The organism is Aequorivita soesokkakensis (genome assembly GCF_001641085.1).
GTDB classification, from domain to species: domain Bacteria; phylum Bacteroidota; class Bacteroidia; order Flavobacteriales; family Flavobacteriaceae; genus Aequorivita; species Aequorivita soesokkakensis.
The window spans coordinates 206,586-224,247 of sequence record NZ_LXIE01000001.1; the positions used below are offsets into that span (position 1 = coordinate 206,586).

The window sequence follows — 17,662 nt, forward strand, 5'->3', positions numbered from 1 at the left end:
TCTTCGAGATGAAACTTAAAAGAAGAAGAAAACTGGTTAAATATGCTGACATATTGGATAAACCCATTCGGTTCAATCCTTTTGTATTCAGCAGAATGTTTATTCTTTGGGCCGTTCTCGGGCTGATTGGTGGAATAATTTCAGGCGCTTATTGGGTTGTGTTGATGTTTCTTACCGATTTTTTAGCCGTTTATCAAGGTTGGCTCGTTATTCCCGTAATGGCCGTCTGTGGACTTTTAGCGGGTTTAATAATCTATTTTATAGGCGATCCGGGAGAAATGCAACTTATTGTAAACAACATCCGTTTTAACAAAGGAAAGCTGGATCCAAAAAATAATCCTTCCATGATTTTGTCTTCTTTGCTCTGCGTTGCTTCAGGCGGAAGTTTAGGTCCGGAAGCACCCTTAGTTCAAGTTACTGGTTCTACAGGTTCTTGGATGGGCAAGGTTTTCAGGTTAAAGGGCGAAGAATTACGCTCACTAAGCATTGCTGGGATGGCTTCAGGGTTTACGGCATTGTTTGGCGCACCTTTGGGCGGAAGTCTTTTCGCTTTGGAAATTTTGCACCACAAACACGCTGTGGAATATTACCAAGCCATCATTCCAGCCCTTGTCGCAAGTGGTTTCAGTTATATTGTTTTTGCCCTTATTGTACATTTGGGACTTGGCCCCGCTTGGGATTTGCCAGCCTATGAAATGGCAACTGTTTTCGACTTTGCTTGGGCATTCTTTTTCGCCGTTATAGCTACCATCGTGGGCTGGGGTTTTATCTTCTGCACCAAATTCTTTAAAAATCTCTTCGGAAAACTGAAAACGCCAATTTATGTGAAAACATTAATCGGTGGTCTTTTGTTGGGAACCATCGCTTTTTACATTCCATTAACCAGATATTTTAGCCATTTTGAAATTGAAGAACTGCTTAAGGGCGATCTTACCATGGAATTCTTGGCAGCTGTCTTGATTTTTAAAATCATAGCTATCGCCATAACCGTAACCTCTGGTTGGCGCGGAGGATTTATAATTCCATTGTTTTTCTGTGGCACTGCGCTCGGGCTTTTAATCCATAGTGTTTTTCCATCCATCAGCCTTTCGTTGACCATAGTTAGCTGTATGGCGGCGATAAACGCTTGTGTAACGCGCACACCGATGAGCACGACCATTCTTTTGGCAACACTCACTGGGTTTACGTATTTTATTCCCATACTTTTTGCTAGTTTAACGGGTTATTTTCTTGCACCACGAATTCCATTTATTGGCGCACAGATGGAGGAAAAAGAACGAAAAAGCACACAGAAAAAATTTCAAAAAACCAAAGAATAAAAGTCAGCTATTATTCATTTGTCATTAATAATTATACATTATGAAAGCAATTCTCACCATCTGCCTTCTCGTACTTTCCAATTCCTTTATGACTCTTGCCTGGTATGGCCACCTAAAATTTGCTGAATGGAAATGGTTTAGCAAGCTCGGGTTAATAGCCATAATCCTCATAAGTTGGGGGATCGCCCTTTTTGAATATTTATTCCAGGTACCCGCAAACCGAATGGGCTACAGTGGCAATGGTGGTCCGTTTTCATTGTTGCAATTAAAAGTGATACAGGAAGTAATTACACTCGTGGTTTTTGTAGGTTTTACACTCTTGGTTTTTAAGACGGAAACATTTCGGGTTAATCACGTTATAGCCTTCGTATTGCTTATACTTTCTGTATATTTTATGTTTAAGAAATAAAGTATCTTCATATTTAAATAAAATTGTTTTGAATAAAATACTTCTAATACTATTATTGTCAGTATTATTTTCAAATTGCGGCGAATCTTACAAATATAAAACGGAGCCAACTTCTGCATTTAAAAAAATAATTTTTCATACATCAGAATGTTTCGGAACTTGTCCCACATATCATTTAGAAATTGACTCAGATAAAAGAGTCAAACTTTATGCAGAAAAAGTTTACAAAGATAAAATTGGACGATCCTATGAGATAGATTCTACAAAAGTCGGCTATTTTACAGGATTTGCTAAAGACAGTATTTTTCTAGCATTAAACAAAGAAACTAAATCTATTGGTTTAGAAAATATTGAGTTTGATGGAGTCAGCTGTTGCGACGGCTCCTTAAAAACAATAATCGTTTATTATGATGGTAAAAAGAAAATTCTTCAATCCATGTTTCCACCAGAAGAAGCAAATAATCTTATCAAAATTCTTTATGAAATTTGTGATAAAAGTGAACTAGAAAGAACAACAAAATTTACTATTGAAAATTATAAAAAATAATTGACAACCGAATTATTTAGTAGAAAAAGCACATTAAGTGTTTATCTACACTTGAGCAAACATTTAGAACCAAATCAATGAAAAAAATATTACTGATTTTAATCCTTCCAATTTTAGTTACTAGTTGCCATTTTAGTAACAAATATCAAAATCGAGAATCTGACCGACAAAATGCTGAAAAAGTTACGGCTGAACTTTTTGATTATATAAAAAACTCTGAATTTGAAAAAGCGACTGAACTTTTTGGCGATGAATTTTATAAAGTAACTTCAAAAGGAGATTTAATGGAAATTTTTGAATCGACTCAAAAAAAGCTTGGTAGATTGAAAAGTACAGAGCTGGCTGATTGGAATACAGTGGTTTCAGAAGGGGCGATTGAGCAAGGTGTTTATAATTTATCCTATAATGGGGAATTTGAAAATGACAATGCAATCCTTAAAATCACCCTAATTAAAAATGAAAACGGAGAAATAAAAGTAGCCGGATATAATATTCAATCAAAAGCATTTCTGAATTAAAAAAGTTTTTTACAAACGAAATCCATAGCCACGATCCCACCCCAACGTTAAAAAAATAAAATATGAAAATCTTCTCGCTAACAATCGTAATTTCATTGACTTGTATGTTTCAGTCAATTGGGCAAATTAACCCAATTACTAATCTCTTTTGGGACCATCATTACATTTACCCAAATAACTTCTTTGAATTGACTTGGGAAGAACCAGCAATTCCCCATGACGAATTAATAGGTTATAACGTTTATAGGGAAAATGAGCTTTACAGATTCCAAACCGAAAATTCGTTGTATAATTTAGAACAAGGATCAAATTGTGGAGAAGATTTTCTACTCTATAATAACGGCCAGGGGTTTTTTGCACACGTAACAGCCGTTTATAATCCAGGCGAAGTTGAATCTGAATATATTGAAACAGTATTTGTTGAAGGACCATTGTTGGAAATTAAAGATTTTAATAATCAAAAAGTGATAATATATCCTAATCCTTCAAATGGCATTATTAATATTGGAAATAAAAATTTGAAGAAAATTGTGGTTTACGACATTACAGGAAAAAAAATTAAAGAATTGAAAGCTAGTTCTCAAATAGATCTATCAGATGTTACCAAAGGTATTTACTTGATAAATTTGATTTCTGATGATGGTGTAACAGTAAACAAAATAGTACTCCAATAAATATTTTGGTCAAAAACGCTTACTTTTCATTCAATAAAACAAAACTCAACATATAAATCCATAAACATCTGATATTGTGTATCTTTAATGGTAACTAATCAAAATGTTACCATGAAAACATACACAGTAAAAAGCGGCGATTCTTTGGGGCTAATAGCTTTCAAACAATTAGGGGCAACCGCCAAGTGGCGCGAAATTGCAGAACTGAACAATATTGTAAACCCAAGCAAAATTGAAGTGGGCCAAATATTGCAATTGCCAATAGAAAGTGAACCCACGCCCAGCACCGAACGTGCGGATGTTGTTATTATTGAGGAAGACCCACGAATATATTATCAATATCAAACCGATACAACCCGAAAATATTTAGGCAAAAAGTTCCGAAAAGGAATTTTTAGACCGGGTAGTCAAATTACCGAAACATTTATTCAGCAAAATCCAAATCTATTAGCAGATTTAAAAATCAGTAAATCTGAAGTGAATGCTTTATTGGCCACTTCAGAAAACGAAGGAAATCTGGATGCTGTAAATACTTGGGACAATTCCTTTATGAGTTTTGGAATGTTTCAGTGGACGCTGGGCGCAGGAACTGGCGAAGGAGAATTACCAGCTCTTATTAAATTAGTAAAGGAAAAATATCCAGATGCTTTTCAGCAGTTCTGCGGACAATTTGGTGTCGATGTTTCTGCAGATACGAATGCCACCTATGGGTATTTAATTCATAATAATAACAAAGTAGATACTGCAGCAGAAAAGCAATTCTTCCGAAGTAACATTGTGGCTTATCGCTTTGTAGCGGCTGGAATGGATCAACGGGTTTGCGCCGTACAAATTTTGCACGCCATCAATCGCTTCAATCTTTTCTATTTCAACAAAACAGAAAAACTGGGCGGTAATTCATTGTTTGATCTGCTCTCTTCAGAATATGCGGCAGCGCTGTTTTTAGACAACCACGTGAACAGGCCGGGTTATCTTTGGCCCTGTGTGGCGAAAGCAATAAGCAATTCCGGTCTTTCCTACGAACAACTAAAAAATGGTGGAGACAAAGAAGAAATGAAGGTAATCAATCAGTACCTCAATGTTCGCGAAACCTACGGCAATTCGCCAATGACTGATGCAAAAAACAGAGCCGCCGTAACAAAACGATATCTTGATTCAGGAAAAATTTCTGCTTCAAAAGGGAGCTTTAAGTCTAACCGAGCGTTAAGGTAATTTTAGAAATAACTCGTTATTGGACTTCAATTTCAGCAGCAATCTTTTCATTGTAGAGACTGCGAACAATACCATCACTAAGTCCAATTTTTGGAACAAAAACATTTTTCGCCTTGCTCCATTTCATTGCAGAAAGATAGATGCGCGTGGCGGGAACCACAACGTCGGCACGGTCTGGGTTCATATCCAGTTCGGTAATGCGTTCTTCGTAGGTGAAGGATTTTATGTATTCGTAATAAGATGAAAGGTAGAAAAAGCTTAACGGCTTGCCAATCTTCTTTCCACTGCTTTTATAGATGCTGTTAATGTTTCCGCCGCTACCAATCAAAGAAACCTTGTGAAAATTTTTAGTTACATTCTTGATCCATTCTTCCACATCGTTCCACATACTTTCATCCACCCGATCATTTATAAGGCGCACTGTACCTAATTTAAAGCTTCGCGAAGCCACAATATGTCCATTGGCAAAAACGGTAAACTCTGTGCTACCGCCACCCACGTCTACATACAGAAAAACCTTATCATCCTGAATTAAATTCTTCAAATCTGTGGAAGCAATAATGGCAGCTTCGTCGTTACCGTCTATAATATTTATGGTTAGGCCGCTACGTTTTTCGATTATTTCTGCAATTTCACGCCCGTTGGAAGCTTCCCGCATCGCTGAAGTGGCACACGCACGAAAACGGTTGATGTTATGGGTTTTCATTAAAAGCCGAAAAGCCGTCATCGCGTCAACCATTCTGTTTGCACTATTATCAGAAATTTTTCCTTCAAGAAAAACTTCAGCCCCCAAACGTATGGGTACGCGCACCAAAGATGTTTTTTTAAAAAGAGTATCCTTTCCTTCCTGCTCTATCACGGAAACCACGAGTAACCGGATGGCATTACTACCAATATCTACCGCGCCATATTTTTCAATGTTCAACAAATTAGTTTACTTCAAGTTTGTTTAAATAATAATCATACATCATAAATTGGGAACGAACCGGCGGCTTGTTATTTTTAAGATACGCATTGTCGTTCTTAATGCTTATAACCCGCGCTTTCACATTATCGCTCCATCCAATTTCAAAGTTTTCAAGGATTTCCTTTTTAATATCCCCATCATAAATTGGGCAGGTTATTTCTACCCTGTTATCAAGGTTTCTTCCCATAAAATCTGCCGAAGAAATATAAACCTTTGTATCGCCTGCATTCTCAAAGATAAATAAACGCGGATGCTCTAAATATTTCCCCACGATACTTATAGCCTCAATATTTTCGCTCATTCCCTTCACTCCGGGAATTAAGCAGCAAATACCGCGGACTATCATTTTTATCTTTACCCCTGCCCGACTTGCTTCATATAATTTATCAATCATTTTGAAATCTGAAAGACTATTCAGTTTCAATTTGATGCCACTGGGCAAGCCTGCTTTTTTGTTTTTTATTTCGGTCTCGATCAAATGATAAAGTGCGTTTCGGGTGTAATGTGGTGAAACTATTAGATGGCGGTATTTCTTCACTTGATAATTCACTTCAAAAAACTCAAACACTTTGTTTATCTCTTTGCATATTTTTTGATTTGCCGTAAAAAGTGTGTAATCCGTATAAAGTTTTGCAGTGGATTCATTAAAGTTTCCAGTACTTATAACCCCATAACGAACCAACTTGTCATTTTCAAGTCTTTCAATTACGCAAACCTTGCAGTGCACTTTTAAACCTTTCACACCAAAAATGAGGCGCACGTCCTCGCTTTGGAGCAACTCCGCATATTCAATATTTGCTTCTTCATCAAATCGGGCCTGTAATTCAATCTGTACGGTAACGTCCTTTCCGTTCTTCTTCGCATTAATAAGTGAACTGGCAATGTGTGATACTTCAGCCAAACGATAAATGGTTATTTTGATGGATTTTACTTTCGGATCAAGTGCCGCTTCCCTTAAAAATTTTACCACATACATAAATGTTTGGTAGGGCGCATGCAGTAAATAATCCTTATCTAAAATTTTATCAAACAAACTTCCCTGTAAGCTTAATCCCGGTATTGGCAATGGCTCCTTGGGCTCATACTGAAGATCGGGTCTTCCCAAACGTGGAAAATCCATATAATCGCGACGGTTGTGATAACGCCCACCGGGGATAATACTATCCGTTTTATCGATGCCCATTTTGTTGAGCAGAAACTGAAGCGTTTTTTTGTCGATACTTTTGTCATAAACAAAACGCACCGGGTCGCCCGTGCTCCTGTTTTTTACGCTTTTAGAAATTTTATCGATAAAACTTCGGCTTAGATCACTGTCTATATCCAACTCGGCATCCCGTGTAATTTTAATCATATGTGCTGAAATACTTTCATATTTAAATATGCTGAAAATATTGTGCAGACAATGACGAATAAGATCATCGAGAATAATGACATATTGTTTTTCGCCTTGTTGGGGCAAAACCACAAAACGATCTATAGTTCTTGGTATTTCTATCAGTGCATAATTATGTTTTGTTTCAAAAGTATTATCCTCCTTGCTCATCACCATTGTTACGGCAAGATAGGCGGCACTGTCGCGAAGGCTTGGGAACTCTTCCAGTTCGCCAATCATTATCGTCATCATGGCAGGGCTTACGTGCCTCACAAAATATTCTGAAATGAATTTGCTCTGCTGTGGTGAAACCTCCGTTTCGTTTATTATAAAAATATTTTCCTTTCGAAGTTCTTTTTGAATATCACTCAGTATCTTTAAACTATGCGCCTGCTGATCTATAACTGTTTGGGTAATTTCTTCCAAAAGGTCCTTTGCGGAAATACCGCCCAAAAAGTTACGCCCCATTTTTCCAGCTTCCACAATTCTTTTAATGGTAGCATAGCGAACTTTGAAAAATTCATCAAGATTGTTTGAAAAAATTCCTAAAAACCGAAGCCGTTCAATCAATGGAATTTTTTTATCATTCGCTTCCTGCAAAACACGGGCGTTAAACTGTAACCAGCTTAGTTCCCTATTGTTATAATGATTGCGAACATGTGGATGGGTTGCTACTTTTTCAGTCATTATTTTAGATCCCTTGGGAATATTGTTTTTACGGTTTTACCCGTTGTTATTTCGCTCCATTCTTTCTCGTCAAACTGCAACATTACAAAGCCACAAGTTGGAACGTTTTCAATATAGCGGTTTCCGAGCATATTTGCAATGGAAGTAAAGGCGTGGTTGTGGCCAACAATCATTACGGAATCTAAATTGTTGTTTAGTGCTTTTATAATTCGCATAACGTTTTGACCACTAAAATCATAAAGGCCGTGGTCTGTTTCAAAATTTGCATCCGAAATATTTAACGCCTTTTTAAAAAACTGTGCAGTTGAAAAAGCACGTGTAGCATCGCTACTGATCATTTTTTGCGGTGGATCAATTTCTGTCTTTACTTTTTCAGAAACCAATTTTCCGTCCCGTTCCCCTCTTTTTTTTAATGGTCGTTTATGGTCGTCAACATCGTGTTTCCAAGATGATTTTGCATGTCTTACCAAATAAAGTGTTTTCATAAAAAGGTTTCTTTTTTCTTATTTCTCGTTTCTTGTTTCAGGTTATAACATTTGGGATTTGGGATTTGGGATTTGGGATTTGGGATTTAAAAACTATGGTGCCAAACGCTCAACAACCCAATCATCGTCCTTCAAAGTATAACGAATCCTGTCGTGTAGTCTATTGGGTCTGCCCTGCCAAAATTCAATGGAAACCGGTTTTACCACAAAACCACCCCAATTTGTGGGTTTTGGCACTTCTTTATTTTCGTATTTTTTTTCAAGCTCAGCCAGGTTTTTTTCCAAAACTTCACGCGAGGCTACAACTTCACTTTGATGTGAAACCGCAGCGCCCAACTGGCTTCCTTTGGGGCGGGAATGAAAATAATTGGTTGAATCTGCTTCCGAAGTTTTTTCAACGGTTCCTTTTATAATAATCTGACGCTCCATATTTGGCCAAAAAAAGGAAAGCGAGACCCTGTTGTTATTGGCTATGGATTTGCCTTTTTCGCTGTTGTAATTAGTATAAAAATAGAATCCGTTTTCGTCATATTTTTTAAGAAGAACAACTCTCCCTTTCGGGAAACCATCTGTGCCGATTGTGGTCAATGTCATTGCATTCACTTCATCTACACCGCCATTATCCTTCACCTCAAAAAACCAGGTGCGGAATTGCTGCATCGGGTTTTCATCTACAGATGTTTCAGAAAGTTCTCCCTTTTCGTAAGATTTTCGGTAATGGTGAAGCTTTTCAGCCATAGTTCAAGTTTTAATGCAAGTTAAGTGTTTTAAATTTTTTTTTGAAACACTGACATATTAAATATGTATTAAACTTTAAAAAGAAAAATGCTTGCCGTCTTCCGCCAATTCAACGTTTTCAAAAACCTCTTGTGCTTCTTTTCTGAAAAGTTCCAAATTGCCGTAACGGCCAGAATAATGGCCAAGAATTAAGGTTTCTACTTTTGCTTTTTTAGCTATGACCGCCGCCTCTTTAGCAGTACTGTGCTTGGTTTTATCACAAAGATGGTGGTGTTCTTCCAAAAAGGTTGATTCGTGATATAAAACTGTAGTATTTTCAATCTGCGGAACCATCTGTGGATTATAGGCCGTATCACTGCAATATGCGTAGGATTTTGTTGGTGGCGGATCAAAAGTAATGTCTTTGTTTGCAATCAGCTTTCCATCTTTGTTTTCAACATCAAACCCTTGCTTTATTTTGTTGTAATAGCTTAAATCGATATTGAGTTTTCTGGCTTCTTCCACATTTAGCTTGCGATCATCTGGTTTTTCTTTGAAAAGAAATCCGTTGGTGTAAATTCTGTGGTCCAAAGGAATGGTCTCCACAGAAACCTTTTCATCCTCAAAAATCATTTGAGACGAAGTGTCTTCCAATTCGTGAAAATATAACGGATAATTCGTGTATGTTTTTCCAAGTTTTAGAAGAAGCAAAATAGCTTCTTTAATACCTTTTGGCCCATAAATGTGAAGCTCAGCCTCTCTTCCCAAAAGAAGAAATGTAGAAATAAGTCCTGGCAATCCAAAAAAGTGATCCCCGTGCAAATGTGAAATAAAAATGTGCTTAATCCGCGAAAATTTAATCCTGTATTTCCGTAATTGGGTTTGGGTTCCCTCTCCACAATCAATCAAAAAAAGATGGCCCTTCATTTCCAAAACCTGCGCCGTTGGGTGCTGTGAGACTGTTGGTGTTGCGGAATGGCATCCTAGGATTGTTATTTTCATTTTAAATTGTAAGTTTTCAGTCGCAGTCGCAGTTTACAGTAGTGTTCAATTTTAAAATATAAACTGTGACTGTTTACTGCGACCGCAAACTTTTTTAAAATCCCAAGTCTCTTTCTATTTCCTCCATTTCAACAATGTCACCCGCTTCTTGCAGGGTTGGAACAACGATCATCTCAAAAGGAACATCGTCAATATCTATAGCGTCATTTACTATAACGAAAGATTGCTTTGTTTTTCGGTGAAGATTAGACGTTTTAAGGAACTGCAATAGTTGCGGAAGATCTAATGAATCGTATTTCAAAAGATTTAAAATTACATTTTGTCCTTTGTATTTTGAAGGAACCTGACTTTCTATAAACGATGCAAAGTCAATGATATCGTCCTTTTCATCTTCAAGGACAACGTAATTTGGATGATTATCAATCTTCATGATGTTTTATTTTTGAAGCCAATAAATAGATAACTGCCATACGTATGGCAACACCGTTTTGTACTTGTTCCAAAATGATGGATTGTTTGCTGTCTGCCACGTCACTTGTAATTTCTACCCCGCGATTTATTGGCCCTGGGTGCATTACTACAATTTCTTTATTTAGGGAATCAAGCAGCTTTTTGTTTAAGCCAAACTGTTGTGTGTATTCCCTAGTTGTAGGGAAATAACTAATGTCCATCCGTTCGTTCTGCACGCGAAGCATATTTGCTACATCGCACCATTCCAAGGCTTTGCGAAGGTTGGTTTCAACTTCAACATTAATTTTTTCTATGTATTTCGGAATAAGGGTTTTAGGACCACATACCTTAACTTTAGCTCCAAGTTTTTGAAGTGCGAAAATGTTTGATAAAGCAACTCTTGAGTGAAGAATATCCCCTACAATCACAATCTTTTTTCCGGCAACATCACCCAACTTTTCACGAATGGAATAAGCATCTAACAATGCTTGTGTTGGATGTTCGTGCGCACCATCTCCAGCATTAATTATACTTGCATCAACGTGTTTTGAAAGAAATACGCCTGCGCCAGGATTTGGGTGGCGCATCACCACCATATCTACTTTCATTGAAAGAATGTTGTTTACGGTATCAATAAGCGTTTCGCCTTTGGTTACCGAAGAACTTGATGACGCGAAATTTATAACATCTGCCGAAAGCCTTTTTTCAGCTAATTCGAAGGATAGTTTGGTTCGAGTGCTATTTTCAAAAAAGAGATTGGCAATGGTAATATCACGAAGCGATGGGACTTTTTTGATTGGCCGATTGATTACTTCTTTAAAATGATCTGCCGTTTCGAAGATGAGTTGGATATCGGCTTCGGTGATGTATTTTATTCCCAGTAAGTGGTTTACACTTAGTTCGCTCATTTTTCGGTTTTCTGTTATCGGTTATCGGTTATCGGTTTTCAGTTGTCGGTCTTTCGATTTCAGTTTCGGTTTCAATTTTTAACGAGATAAACTGCATCTTCTCCATCATTTTCCTTCCAATATACTTTTACTTTTTCACCGTTGATAGCATCTACCTGCCTTCCGCGATAATCGGGCTGTATGGGTAAATGACGGCTAAAACGGCGATCTATCAACGTCAGCAATTCTATTTCCAAAGGTCTTCCGAAAGATTGCATCGCTGTTAATGCTGAGCGGATGCTTCTTCCTGTGAAAAGCACATCGTCTATAAAAACAACATTTTTATCTTCTACAATAAAATCAATTCGGGTTTTGTTGGCTTCCAGCGGTTTTTCACTTCTTCGGAAATCGTCACGGTAAAATGTGATGTCCAAATAGCCAAGCTTTATATTTTTGATTTTGTATTCGTTTTCCAACAGCGTTTTCAACCTTTCTGCTAAAAAAACGCCACGAGGCTGGATTCCGATAAGTACTGTTTTTGAAAAGTCGTCGTGTTTTTCGATCAATTGGCAAGCCAAACGGTTAAGCGCAATGTTTATCTCGGTTGCGTTCAATAACACTTTTTGGCTCATAGGAAGTTCTGAATTGTATTCAGAAAGCAAAAATACATTTTTTTTGGCTTTTTAAAGTGATGTATTTGAAATTGATTAAATCTAAGGCATAAAAAAAGCCTTTCGTTTCCGAAAGGCTTTTAATTATTTATAAATGCAACGATTATTTTTTACCGTCCATTTTGTCTTTAAGCTCTTGTAATTTAGCGTTAGCATCACCAAGGGTTGGTTTTGCCTCATCTGCAGAAGCAGCTTGTTTTTTAACAGCTTCTTTTACAATTTTTGCTTCTTCTTCTTTGTGAATGCTCATGTGTGAAGCAACCACTTTCTTGAATTCTTTGTTGAACTCAATAATTTGGAATTCTGCTTCATCACCTTTCTTCAACATAGAACCATCTTCTTTTTCAAGGTGACGGCCTGGTACGAAAGCTACGATATCATCGTTGAATTTTACAGTTGCTCCTTTGTCAACTACCTCGTCAATCTTGGCAGTGTGCTTAGTTCCAACAGCAAATTCGTCTTCGTATTTATCCCAAGGATTTTCTTCAGTTTGTTTGTGACCTAAACTAAGTTTACGGCCTTCAACGTCCAATTCCAAAACAACCACTTCAAGTTCATCACCAATGTTAGTGAATTCACTTGGGTGCTTGATTTTCTTGGTCCAAGAAAGATCACTTATGTAGATAAGACCATCGATACCTTCTTCCAATTCAACAAAAACACCAAAATTGGTGAAGTTGCGAACAATACCTTTATGGCGTGAGCCAACTGGGTATTTTTTAGTGATATCAGTCCATGGATCTGGAGTCATTTGCTTAATACCAAGGCTCATTTTGCGCTCTTCCTTATCCATTGTAAGAATTACCGCTTCAACCTCGTCACCAACATTTACGAAATCCTGTGCGCTGCGCAAGTGCGTGCTCCAAGACATTTCGCTAACGTGGATAAGACCTTCAACACCTTCAGCAACCTCGATAAACGCACCGTAGTCTGCAATAACAACTACTTTACCTTTCACTTTGTCACCAACTTTCAACTCTTCTCCAAGAGCTTCCCATGGGTGAGCGTTCAATTGCTTAAGACCTAATTGAATACGTGTTTTATCTTCATCGAAATCAAGAATTACAACGTTCAATTTCTGATCAAGTTCAACGATTTCATTCGGGTGATTGATACGTGACCAAGAAAGGTCAGTAATATGAACAAGTCCATCAACACCACCAAGATCAACGAATACACCGTATGAAGTAATGTTTTTAACAACACCTTCAAGTACCTGTCCTTTTTCAAGTTGGCCGATGATTTCTTTTTTCTGCTCTTCAATATCCGCTTCAATAAGCGCTTTGTGAGAAACAACAACGTTTTTGAATTCGTGGTTTATTTTAACCACTTTGAACTCCATTGTTTTACCAACGTAAACGTCGTAATCACGGATTGGTTTAACATCAATTTGCGAACCTGGCAAGAAAGCTTCGATACCGAAAACATCCACGATCATACCACCTTTTGTGCGGCATTTTACGTAACCGTTTACGATTGTAGCTTCGTCGTGGGCAGCGTTTACGCGATCCCAAGCCTTAATGGTTCTAGCTTTACGGTGGCTAAGAATAAGCTGACCAGTGCTGTCCTCACGAACATCGATCAATACTTCTACTTTGTCACCAACTTTTAAATCTGGATTGTAACGGAATTCGTTTAATGAAACAACACCTTCACTTTTTGCGTTGATGTCGATAATTGCGTCACGGTCAGTGATGTAAACCACTTTTCCTTCAACAACCTCGTCATCAAGAGTGTCAACGAAATTCTCTGCTACCAATTTTTCAAATTCCTCAAGCTTACCATCGTCGATAGGATCAATTCCTTCTTCGTAGTTGTGCCAGTTGAAATCTGCAAGAAATTTTTCTGGATTGCTCTCCTTTAGGGAAACTTCCTTTTGAGGCTTTGTAGTTGCCTCGTTTTGAGTTGCAGTATCTTCTACCTGCACTTCTTCTTTGTTTGCTTTATCAGCCATTTGCTTGTAAAATTGATTTTTTCAGAAATACAATTCCTAAAAAAACCAATGCTTTGTATTCTGTGCTGTTACAAGATTTTACTGCGACTATCCCACAGAAGGGTTTGTTTTTGTTTTGTTTTAATTCCTCTTATTCTTGACTCGTCGCTAAGAGGGGTGCAAAAATACTATTTCTCTTTTGATTTTCAAAACTTTAAATAAATTGTTCTTTAAAGTTTTCACAAAATTATTTTAGCTGATAATCATCTATTTAACTTTGTTCTTTCAATTCGAAAAAAGATATTTTATGAAATTCCTATTAGCCTTCTTCATTTCTGCCATTGCATTAAACACTTGCGGGGATAATTCCTCAGAAAAAAATGCAGAAACAATCCTTTTTGTGAACAGTTCAAAAGTAGAATGCACTGGTGTTAGCAAAATGCAATGTTTACAAATACAAGAATCCGAAACATTCAAGCCAAACGGTTGGAAAAATTTCTACGGAAACATTGAAGGTTTTGAATATGAGCCAGGATATATCTATAAACTTTCCGTGAAAAAAGAAAAATTGGATCCCGCAACCGTTCCTGCCGATGCTTCAACTTTAAAGTATTCTTTGGTAAAAGTGATTGAAAAAAACAGAGATGAAAAAATGCGACTCAACGATATTTGGGCAGTAAAAGCAATTGACGGCGAAATGATTGATAGTGAAAAGCTGCAAAAGCAACCCGTTCTAGAAATTCATTTAAATGAAATGAAAATCTTCGGAAATGACGGCTGCAACAATATGTTTGGTAGCATTGAAACTTTGGATGAAAAAAATATAGCATTTGGAGCCATTGGCGGAACCAAAATGGCCTGTCCAAATATGGAGCTTTCCTCAAAATACACTTCAGCACTTGGGAAAACGAAAACCTATAAACTTGATGGTTTACAGCTTTATTTTTATGACGCTGACGGGAATGAAGTTTTGAAATATCAAAAGGTAGATTAACGGGAATTTAAAACAACAACCCTTGCCCGCCTTCATCTATTTTTGAGTCGTTTTCATCATTTGAGTCATTTTCGCCAGAGTCGTTTGTGTCTTCGGAATCTTCATCATTTGAAGCCATGTCCTCCTCATCAATAACATCAATTTCCTCAGGTTCTATTGGGGTTGGTGGCTCATAAGGAAGCGACTCCAAAGTATTTATTTCCAAAACTTTATCTTTGGTAAGCTGGTTGCCCATTGCGGTAATTCCTTTTACGGCGATGAATTCCTCTAAATTGAGCTCCATATTTTCTTCGCGCTCCTGTCCTCTTTTTTTGGCAAAAACTATTTCGGCCATTGGACGGTAATCCGTGAATATTTTTTCCAAATAGGAATTTGGATGCTCAGTAATAATTATTTCCTCGCGGTCGGGATGTTCAATAAAAAAGCGTTTCACATAAAACAATTCCTTTTCGCCTTCCCAATAAATGGCGCTCAAGGGTTTTTTTGGATCCCATTTCTCTAAAATAATCATATCGTCATCAAAGCGAAGTTGAATGTCCGGAACTACGGTTTTTACAATCCCGCTTTGCTTTACAATCAGCAATCTATCTTCCTTTCGAAATTCACCCAACAGTTCTCCCCGCTCGTCCACATTCAATCGTTGCACGGAATCATCAAACCATATTTTTCTTGGTTTTAATGTTGAAAGACCTTTCTCTTTCAGTTCAATTTTTTTGATGGAATACTTTGTAACAATATTTCCTTTTGAATTTCTTCCTTTTACTAATTGATCGGCAAAATCGAGATCAAATTTTAATTTTTTTATACTTCCGGTTTGGCGAAGAAAAACACTTACAACCTCAGCTTCACCATTGGGGTTAGCCGTAAAATAAAGCACCTTGGAGCCTTTCGTTTCATTTGTCATGTCATACTCCTTATCCCTCGTTGTGCCAGTAACCGCAAAACGTTTCACGTAATTTGCACCACGCGCCCCGTCACGATAAACCATATTATAAATGGTGCGCTTGTCCTTTTTCTTGAAAACCGCGACATGGATAATTCCTTTGCCTACAAATGTTTTTTGATCCACCTTAGTGACCATCATTTTTCCGTCTTCAGTGAAAACGATAATATCGTCAATATCACTGCAATCTGCCACGTATTCATCACGCTTCAGACTTGTACCCACAAATCCTTCTTCACGGTTTACATATAGTTTTGTATTTCGAATTACAACCTTGGTCGCTTCAATATCATCAAAAGTTCTGATTTCGGTTTTACGTTCCTTTCCGGTACCGTAATCCTTTTTTAGTCTTTTAAAATAGTCAATCGCATATTCAATTAAATTTGCTAAGTGATGCTTTATTTGAGCAATGCTATCTTCCAGTGCATCGATCTTTTGCTGCGCTTTATCTATATCAAATTTTGAAATACGTTTGATTCGAATTTCTGTTAAACGCACAATATCTTCTTCGGTAACGGCACGCTTCAAATGCTGAATATGCGGCTGCAAACCTTTGTCGATTGCAGCAATAACTCCTTCCCACGTTTCCTCTTCTTCAATGTCACGATAAATTCTGTTTTCTATGAAAATGCGTTCCAAAGAAGCAAAATGCCATTGTTCTTCCAATTCATCTAGTTGAATCTGCAATTCACTTTTAAGCAATTCAACTGTTCGATCCGTACTTACGCGGAGCATTTCAGAAACGCCCACAAACAAAGGTCTGTTATCCTCAATCACACAGCCCAATGGCGAAATTGAAGTTTCGCAAGCCGTGAAAGCGTAAAGTGCATCAATGGTTTTATCGGGTGAAATTCCGCTGGGCAAATGAATTTGGATTTCTACCTCAGCAGCGGTATTATCCTCAATTTTCTTAATTTTTATTTTTCCTTTGTCATTCGCTTTCAGAATGGTATCAATCAGCGAAGAAGTATTTGTTCCAAAGGGAATTTCGGTAATTATAAGCGTGGTTTTATCGAGCTGGTTGATTCGTGCACGGCTTCTTATTTTTCCTCCTCGCAAACCATCGTTATAGTTGGCAACATCCATAATTCCACCCGTTGGGAAATCTGGATAAATTGTGAACTTCTTGCCTTGCAAATGCTTGATGGAAGCATCAATCAATTCAATAAAATTATGTGGAAGTATTTTAGTTGAAAGTCCAACCGCAATTCCTTCCCCACCTTGATTTAAAAGTAACGGAAACTTAACTGGAAGATTTATAGGTTCTTTTCTACGTCCATCATAGGAAGCTTGCCACTTGGTTATTTTTGGGTTGTAAACTACATCCAACGCAAATTTTGAAAGTCGTGCCTCAATATATCGTGAAGCCGCAGCGCCATCGCCGGTTAAAATATTTCCCCAGTTTCCTTGGGTGTCTATGAGTAAATCCTTTTGGCCTATTTGCACCATTGCATCTGCAATACTTGCATCTCCGTGTGGGTGATATTGCATGGTATGCCCAACGATGTTCGCAACTTTGTTATAACGCCCATCGTCCAAATCTTTCATGGATTGCATAATGCGGCGCTGCACAGGCTTGAAACCGTCCTCAATAGCGGGAACGGCGCGTTCCAGAATTACGTAGCTGGCGTAATCCAAAAACCAGTCGCGGTACATTCCGGTTACCTTTTTTATGGATTCGCCGGAGGTATCGTCGTTTACGCCCAAATAGTCTGGGCCTGTTTGTTCTTCTTCGTTATTGTTGAGTTCGTCACTCATTCTATTATTCTCTATTCTCTATTTTTATTTATTTCTCCGTGCAACTCTGTGATTCTTTGTGCGCCTCTGCGTTATAGTTGTTACACAGAGTTGCTCAGAGGTTTTGCTGAGTTTCAC

General features: G+C 37.7%; 17 protein-coding genes. 7 read left to right on the forward strand and 10 right to left on the reverse strand.

All coding sequences use genetic code 11. The features are described 5' to 3' along the window. Positions 1 to 8 precede the first annotated feature (8 nt). The 6 genes from A7A78_RS01010 to A7A78_RS01035 all read left to right on the forward strand — a co-directional run bounded on the left by A7A78_RS01010 (position 9) and on the right by A7A78_RS01035 (position 4,679). The gene (locus tag A7A78_RS01010; RefSeq protein ID WP_068760347.1) at positions 9 to 1,319 is read left to right on the forward strand and encodes a chloride channel protein; all 1,311 of its coding nucleotides are present in this window, start codon (positions 9 to 11) and stop codon (positions 1,317 to 1,319) included. A 40-nt stretch (positions 1,320 to 1,359) separates the two neighbouring features. After that, positions 1,360 to 1,728 carry a DMT family protein gene (locus tag A7A78_RS01015; protein WP_068760349.1) on the forward strand — a complete coding sequence of 123 codons (369 nt, stop codon included), beginning with the start codon at positions 1,360 to 1,362 and terminating at the stop codon, positions 1,726 to 1,728. Between the two features lie 28 nt (positions 1,729 to 1,756). Beyond that, a complete protein-coding gene (locus A7A78_RS01020) occupies positions 1,757 to 2,275 on the forward strand; it encodes a DUF6438 domain-containing protein (protein WP_131811079.1) in 519 nt (172 codons plus the stop codon). Positions 2,276 to 2,352: 77 nt separating this feature from the next. Then, entirely contained in the window at positions 2,353 to 2,793 is a 441-nt protein-coding gene (locus A7A78_RS01025) for a hypothetical protein (protein ID WP_068760353.1), read from the forward strand. 62 nt (positions 2,794 to 2,855) lie between these two features. Continuing rightward, positions 2,856 to 3,467, forward strand: a complete 612-nt coding sequence (locus A7A78_RS01030) for a T9SS type A sorting domain-containing protein (protein ID WP_094745989.1) — start codon at positions 2,856 to 2,858, stop codon at positions 3,465 to 3,467. Between the two features lie 111 nt (positions 3,468 to 3,578). Then, on the forward strand, positions 3,579 to 4,679 hold the full coding sequence (locus A7A78_RS01035) for a LysM peptidoglycan-binding domain-containing protein (RefSeq protein WP_068760361.1): 1,101 nt from the start codon (positions 3,579 to 3,581) through the stop codon (positions 4,677 to 4,679). Positions 4,680 to 4,695: 16 nt separating this feature from the next. On the opposite strand, the gene A7A78_RS01040 is transcribed toward A7A78_RS01035, so the two are convergent. The 9 genes from A7A78_RS01040 to rpsA form a co-directional block, all read right to left on the reverse strand. Next, a complete protein-coding gene (locus A7A78_RS01040) occupies positions 4,696 to 5,607 on the reverse strand; it encodes a Ppx/GppA phosphatase family protein (protein ID WP_068760363.1) in 912 nt (303 codons plus the stop codon). Position 5,608: 1 nt separating this feature from the next. Then, positions 5,609 to 7,705, reverse strand: a complete 2,097-nt coding sequence (gene ppk1, locus A7A78_RS01045; protein ID WP_068760365.1) for a polyphosphate kinase 1 — start codon at positions 7,703 to 7,705, stop codon at positions 5,609 to 5,611. Further along, a complete protein-coding gene (locus A7A78_RS01050) occupies positions 7,705 to 8,190 on the reverse strand; it encodes a SixA phosphatase family protein (RefSeq protein WP_068760367.1) in 486 nt (161 codons plus the stop codon). The genes ppk1 and A7A78_RS01050 overlap by 1 nt, the downstream gene beginning before the upstream one ends. 93 nt (positions 8,191 to 8,283) lie before the next feature. Beyond that, positions 8,284 to 8,928, reverse strand: a complete 645-nt coding sequence (gene pdxH / locus A7A78_RS01055; RefSeq protein ID WP_068760369.1) for a pyridoxamine 5'-phosphate oxidase — start codon at positions 8,926 to 8,928, stop codon at positions 8,284 to 8,286. A 75-nt stretch (positions 8,929 to 9,003) separates the two neighbouring features. Next, on the reverse strand, positions 9,004 to 9,909 hold the full coding sequence (locus tag A7A78_RS01060; RefSeq protein WP_068760371.1) for a ribonuclease Z: 906 nt from the start codon (positions 9,907 to 9,909) through the stop codon (positions 9,004 to 9,006). Between the two features lie 94 nt (positions 9,910 to 10,003). Beyond that, on the reverse strand, positions 10,004 to 10,339 hold the full coding sequence (locus A7A78_RS01065) for a ribonuclease Z (protein ID WP_068760373.1): 336 nt from the start codon (positions 10,337 to 10,339) through the stop codon (positions 10,004 to 10,006). Beyond that, positions 10,329 to 11,267 carry an aspartate carbamoyltransferase catalytic subunit gene (locus A7A78_RS01070; RefSeq protein WP_068760375.1) on the reverse strand — a complete coding sequence of 313 codons (939 nt, stop codon included), beginning with the start codon at positions 11,265 to 11,267 and terminating at the stop codon, positions 10,329 to 10,331. The genes A7A78_RS01065 and A7A78_RS01070 overlap by 11 nt, the downstream gene beginning before the upstream one ends. Positions 11,268 to 11,338: 71 nt before the next feature. After that, a complete protein-coding gene (pyrR, locus tag A7A78_RS01075) occupies positions 11,339 to 11,878 on the reverse strand; it encodes a bifunctional pyr operon transcriptional regulator/uracil phosphoribosyltransferase PyrR (RefSeq protein ID WP_068760377.1) in 540 nt (179 codons plus the stop codon). 142 nt (positions 11,879 to 12,020) lie between these two features. Next, on the reverse strand, positions 12,021 to 13,871 hold the full coding sequence (gene rpsA, locus A7A78_RS01080) for a 30S ribosomal protein S1 (protein ID WP_068760379.1): 1,851 nt from the start codon (positions 13,869 to 13,871) through the stop codon (positions 12,021 to 12,023). 286 nt (positions 13,872 to 14,157) lie between these two features. Between rpsA and A7A78_RS01085 the strand changes: the two genes are divergently transcribed. Then, positions 14,158 to 14,844: a DUF4377 domain-containing protein gene (locus A7A78_RS01085; RefSeq protein ID WP_068760381.1), complete on the forward strand. Its 687-nt coding sequence runs from the start codon at positions 14,158 to 14,160 to the stop codon at positions 14,842 to 14,844. A gap of 7 nt (positions 14,845 to 14,851) precedes the next feature. Here A7A78_RS01085 and A7A78_RS01090 read toward each other — a convergent pair whose 3' ends face one another. Continuing rightward, positions 14,852 to 17,545, reverse strand: a complete 2,694-nt coding sequence (locus A7A78_RS01090; RefSeq protein WP_068760384.1) for a DNA gyrase/topoisomerase IV subunit A — start codon at positions 17,543 to 17,545, stop codon at positions 14,852 to 14,854. Positions 17,546 to 17,662 lie beyond the last annotated feature (117 nt).

Coding starts and splice junctions, on each gene's coding strand:
- A7A78_RS01010 (WP_068760347.1), top strand. CDS start 9: ATGAAACTTAAAAGAAGAAGAAAACTGGTTAAATATGCTGACATATTG.
- A7A78_RS01015 (WP_068760349.1), top strand. CDS start 1,360: ATGAAAGCAATTCTCACCATCTGCCTTCTCGTACTTTCCAATTCCTTT.
- A7A78_RS01025 (WP_068760353.1), top strand. CDS start 2,353: ATGAAAAAAATATTACTGATTTTAATCCTTCCAATTTTAGTTACTAGT.
- A7A78_RS01030 (WP_094745989.1), top strand. CDS start 2,856: ATGAAAATCTTCTCGCTAACAATCGTAATTTCATTGACTTGTATGTTT.
- A7A78_RS01035 (WP_068760361.1), top strand. CDS start 3,579: ATGAAAACATACACAGTAAAAAGCGGCGATTCTTTGGGGCTAATAGCT.
- ppk1 (WP_068760365.1), bottom strand. CDS start 7,705: ATGACTGAAAAAGTAGCAACCCATCCACATGTTCGCAATCATTATAAC.
- A7A78_RS01050 (WP_068760367.1), bottom strand. CDS start 8,190: ATGAAAACACTTTATTTGGTAAGACATGCAAAATCATCTTGGAAACAC.
- pdxH (WP_068760369.1), bottom strand. CDS start 8,928: ATGGCTGAAAAGCTTCACCATTACCGAAAATCTTACGAAAAGGGAGAA.
- A7A78_RS01060 (WP_068760371.1), bottom strand. CDS start 9,909: ATGAAAATAACAATCCTAGGATGCCATTCCGCAACACCAACAGTCTCA.
- A7A78_RS01065 (WP_068760373.1), bottom strand. CDS start 10,339: ATGAAGATTGATAATCATCCAAATTACGTTGTCCTTGAAGATGAAAAG.
- A7A78_RS01070 (WP_068760375.1), bottom strand. CDS start 11,267: ATGAGCGAACTAAGTGTAAACCACTTACTGGGAATAAAATACATCACC.
- pyrR (WP_068760377.1), bottom strand. CDS start 11,878: ATGAGCCAAAAAGTGTTATTGAACGCAACCGAGATAAACATTGCGCTT.
- rpsA (WP_068760379.1), bottom strand. CDS start 13,871: ATGGCTGATAAAGCAAACAAAGAAGAAGTGCAGGTAGAAGATACTGCA.
- A7A78_RS01085 (WP_068760381.1), top strand. CDS start 14,158: ATGAAATTCCTATTAGCCTTCTTCATTTCTGCCATTGCATTAAACACT.
- A7A78_RS01090 (WP_068760384.1), bottom strand. CDS start 17,545: ATGAGTGACGAACTCAACAATAACGAAGAAGAACAAACAGGCCCAGAC.